Annotated in this window: 6 protein-coding genes; 1 reads left to right on the top strand and 5 read right to left on the bottom strand. The window is 76.1% G+C overall.

Going from position 1 to position 3,822, the window contains the following annotated elements; all coding sequences use genetic code 11:
* From DVA66_RS18035 to DVA66_RS18015, 5 genes are all read right to left on the bottom strand, one after another.
* Positions 1-323: hypothetical protein (locus DVA66_RS18035; protein WP_198671917.1), on the bottom strand; the 323-nt coding region annotated here is incomplete at its 3' end.
* A gap of 76 nt (positions 324-399) precedes the next feature.
* The gene (locus tag DVA66_RS18030; protein WP_114561283.1) at positions 400-1,182 is read right to left on the bottom strand and encodes a MerR family transcriptional regulator; all 783 of its coding nucleotides are present in this window, start codon (positions 1,180-1,182) and stop codon (positions 400-402) included.
* A 30-nt stretch (positions 1,183-1,212) separates the two neighbouring features.
* Positions 1,213-1,464, bottom strand: coding sequence for a hypothetical protein (locus tag DVA66_RS18025; protein ID WP_114561282.1), 252 nt, complete (start codon positions 1,462-1,464; stop codon positions 1,213-1,215).
* Between the two features lie 40 nt (positions 1,465-1,504).
* Complete coding sequence (locus DVA66_RS18020) at positions 1,505-1,732, bottom strand: hypothetical protein (RefSeq protein ID WP_114561281.1); 228 nt, start codon at positions 1,730-1,732, stop codon at positions 1,505-1,507.
* 39 nt (positions 1,733-1,771) lie between these two features.
* Positions 1,772-2,614, bottom strand: coding sequence for an alpha/beta fold hydrolase (locus DVA66_RS18015; RefSeq protein WP_114561280.1), 843 nt, complete (start codon positions 2,612-2,614; stop codon positions 1,772-1,774).
* Between the two features lie 254 nt (positions 2,615-2,868).
* Between DVA66_RS18015 and DVA66_RS18010 the strand changes: the two genes are divergently transcribed.
* On the top strand, positions 2,869-3,822 hold a 954-nt coding region (locus DVA66_RS18010), incomplete at its 3' end, for an AAA family ATPase (protein WP_157974104.1).

Raw genomic sequence — 3,822 nt, 5'->3', positions numbered from 1 at the left:
GCCGCGGGGTCCGTCCCCTCCTCGCCCTCCGGGGCGGGGGCGCCGGCCCCTGCGGCGACCCGCTCGGAGCGCCGGGAGACCACGGCGGCCCGGGCGCGGGCGGTGAGCAGCACGACCCCCAGCACGCAGAGGAGGTTGCCGGTGCCGGCGGCGACGGCGGCGACGACGGGGTGCAGCCCGCCGAGCACGCCGACCACGGCGCCGCCCTCGCCCTCGACGAAGGGGACGGCGCCGGCCAGCAGCACGATGAGGGGCTGGACGAGGTCGGGGACCTGCGCGACGAGGTCCTGGAACCTGCTGATGAGCTGTTCCACGGGGTTCACCGTGGCTCCTTCCGCCTGGGGCGGCCGGGTGCGTCCCGGCTCTGCAGCCATGGAAGTCCGTGTCCCTGGGACAGGGTCAAGACGCCGTCGCCCCGGCCGCCCGGGGGCACGAGTCCGCGGTCGCGGGGTCGGTGGCCAGCTGCTCCTGGGCGATGGCGCCGGCCCGCGCCAGGACGTCCAGCTGGGCGGGGTTGTAGAGCTCGGTGACCGCCTCGGCGAAGGTCCGCCGGGTGACCGCCGCGCTCTTCGACAGCCGCCCCCGCGGGCAGCCCACCCACGGGTGGTCCCGGAGGTTCTGCGCGAGCGCCGGGGCGAGCCGCTCGGCCAGCTCCCGGCGGGTGGCCTCGTCGGCGTCGGGGGGCAGCCGCGTGAGCCGCTCCCCCAGCGCGCCCGTCTCGGCGTCCACCTCGACCATCGTGCGCAGGTCGGCCATGGCCTCGGCGTCGTAGAGCTGGGCGTAGATGTGGATGATCGCGCGGTCGGACTCCGACAGGTGGGCGGCCACCGGCTCGAACCCGGCTGGGGTGTCGGCGGGGGCGTCGTCGCGCAGGATCGCCGCGATCGCCGACCGGGCCCGCTGCCAGCGCTCGATGCTGGCCGTCAGCTCCGCGTCCAGCGCCCGGAGCGCCTCCGGCGCGCCGTCGCAGCCCGCCCCCACCTCCCCGACGGCCGAGAGCGGCACCCCGAGCTCGGCGAGCCGGCGGATCCGCAGCAACCGCACGAGGTCGCGCACGCCGTACTGCTTGTAGCCGTTCCAGTGCCGTCCGGGCTCCTCCAGGAGACCGATCCGGTGGTAGTGGCGCACCGTGTTGACGGTCGTCCCGGCGAGCTCGGCGAGCTCGCGGGTGCTCCAGGCCATCTCAGCCGACCCCCATCCGCCCCCGGCGGTTCACCGCGCCGGCCCGTCGTCACCCGGCTCCGCGGGCCGGTCGAGGACGGCGGTCACCTCGGCCTCGATGAGGTTGCCCTCCTCGAAGAGGATGTCGACGCCGATCAGCGACAGCGGCGCCCGCGGCGCCCCGAGGTCCTGCCTCGCCTGCTCGACACCGAGGTGGACCTGGGTGGTGCCGGTCGCGACGGCGGCCTGGGCGTAGAGCGGGTGGGAGGCCAGCCCCTCGGGGTCGACCAGTCGGACGGTCATGGTGGGCTCCTCGATGGCGGTGTCTGGTCGGGTCGGTCGGTCAGGACGGGCGGACGCCCCCGGGGGCCGGGGTGGTCGGCGCGGGGACGTCCGTCTCCGGCGCCTCGCGCTGCAGACCGACCAGGGTGCTGCCCAGGACGGCGGCCAGGCTGACCGCGACGGGCAGGCCGACCGGGGCGTCCGCGGTCCGGGCCGGGGCCGCCGTCGGTCGGTCGTGCCGCGGCGCCGGTCCGCCGGGTGGTGTCACCGGGGGGTGGGTGGTGCTCATCGGGATCTCCTCGCGGTGCGGTGGGCGGGTGCGGCCGGGTCAGGCGCCGAGCAAGCCGAGCAGCGCCCGGTTGACCTCGTCGCGGTGGGTCCACAGCAGCCCGTGCGGGGCGCCCTCGACCTCGACGTAGGTGGCCTCGGGCAGCAGCTGGCGGAAGCGGCGCGCGGTGGCGTCGACCGGCAGGATCCGGTCGGCGGTGCCATGCAGGATGAGCGCCGGCCTCCCGCTGGCGCGGACGGCCTCGACGTCGGCGCGGAAGTCCTCCAGCCAGGCGGGCACCACCGCGGAGGCCGCGACCGGGGCGCTGGTGATGGCGACGGCCCAGCTGGCGTCCACCGCGGCCTGGCTGATCCGCGAGCCCAGCGTCTCGTCGAGGTTGTAGAAGTTCGCGAAGAAGTCGGTGAACCAGGCGTAGCGGTCGGCGAGCGCGGCCGCGGTGATGCCGTCGAAGACGTCCTGGCCGACGCCCTCGGGGTTGTCCTCACCGCCGAGCAGGAACGGCTCCAGCGAGGCCAGGAACGCCAGCTTCGCCACGCGGTCGGCCCCGTACCGCGCGAGGTAGCGGGCCAGCTCGCCGGTGCCCATCGAGAAGCCGACCAGGACGACGTCGCGCAGGTCGAGGGTCCGCAGCAGGGTGTCGAGGTCGGCGGCGAAGGTGTCGTAGTCGTAGCCGGTGCCGACCTTGGAGGAGCGGCCGAACCCGCGGCGGTCGTAGGTGATGACGCGGTAGCCGGCGGCGAGCAGCTCGCGGGTCTGCAGCTCCCAGCTGTGCCCACTCAGCGGGTAGCCGTGGATGAGCACGACGGGCTGGCCCGCGCCCTGGTCCTCGTAGTAGAGCTCGACCGGCGTGCTGTTCTCGGTACCGACCCTGATCTGTCCCATGTCCGTGCCCTTCCGGCAGTGTCCTGTGGCGTGGCCGGTCCGGCCCGGCAGCCTGCTCCAGGCTCGCGGGCGCCGCGCCGGCTTCGCATCGGTAGAACCCCCGCACCCGGCCACCGGGGCGCGCCCGGCGGGCTAGGTGGCCCGGCCAGGGTCGGCGGTGTGTCCTTGCAGCGCTGGAGGGCAGGGGTCGGGCTCGTGGATGATGGTGCCCGCCACACACCCGGGACGCCCTGGGGCCGCAGATCGGAGCCGTCATGCAGGACCTCCTCGGTCGGGACGCCGAGCGCCGGACGATCGAACAGCTGCTCGCCCGCGCCCGGGCCGGCCGCAGCGCCACGCTGGTGGTGCGCGGCGAGGCGGGGATCGGGAAGACGGCCCTGCTCGAGGAGGCCCGCGCGCTGGCCGAGCGGTCGGGGTCGCAGGTCGCGTCCTCGACCGGGGTGGAGGCGGAGACGCAGTTCGCCTTCGCCGGTCTGCACCAGCTGTGCGCCCTGTTCCTCGACCGCGGCGCGGCCCTGCCCGACCCGCAGGCGGACGCCCTGGCCGTCGCCTTCGGGGAGCGGAGCGGATCCGCCCCCGACCCGTTCATGGTGGGACTGGCGGTGCTCAACCTGATGGCGGAGGTGTCGGAGGAGCAGCCGCTGGTGTGCCTGGTCGACGACGCGCAGTGGCTGGACCAGCCGTCCGCGCAGGTGCTCGCCTTCGTCGCCCGACGGCTGTCGGCGGAGCGGGTGGCGATGCTGTTCGCGCTGCGCGACTCCGACGAGGGCGACGTCCGGCTCCTCGCCGGGCTGCCCGAGCTGCGTCTGGGTGGTCTCGGGGAGGCCGACGCCCGTGCGCTGCTGGCCGCGGCCCTGCCCGGCCCCCTGGACGACGGGGTGCGCGACCTCGTCGTCGCGGAGGCGCGGGGCAACCCGCTGGCGCTGCTGGAGCTCCCGCTGGGGGTGCAGCCCGCGCAGCTGGGTGGCGGATTCGGCTGGCCGGACGTCCCGCGTCGGGTCGAGGACAGCTTCCGCCGCCGGTCCGGCGACCTGCCCGCCGCGACCCAGCAGGTGCTGCTGGTGGCTGCGGCCGAGCCGACCGGCGACGTCGCGCTGCTGTGGCGGGCGCTGGAGCACCTGGGCGTCCCGCGCGAGGCGGCGGCGCCGGCCGAGTCCGCCGGGCTGGTGGAGGTCGGCTCGCGGGTGCGGTTCCGCCACCCGCTGGCC

This window comes from Desertihabitans aurantiacus (genome assembly GCF_003344635.1).
Classification (GTDB): Bacteria; Actinomycetota; Actinomycetes; order Propionibacteriales; family Propionibacteriaceae; genus Desertihabitans; species Desertihabitans aurantiacus.
Note: the sequence above shows the minus strand (reverse complement) of the source record. Positions and strands in the feature narration are given on the sequence as shown.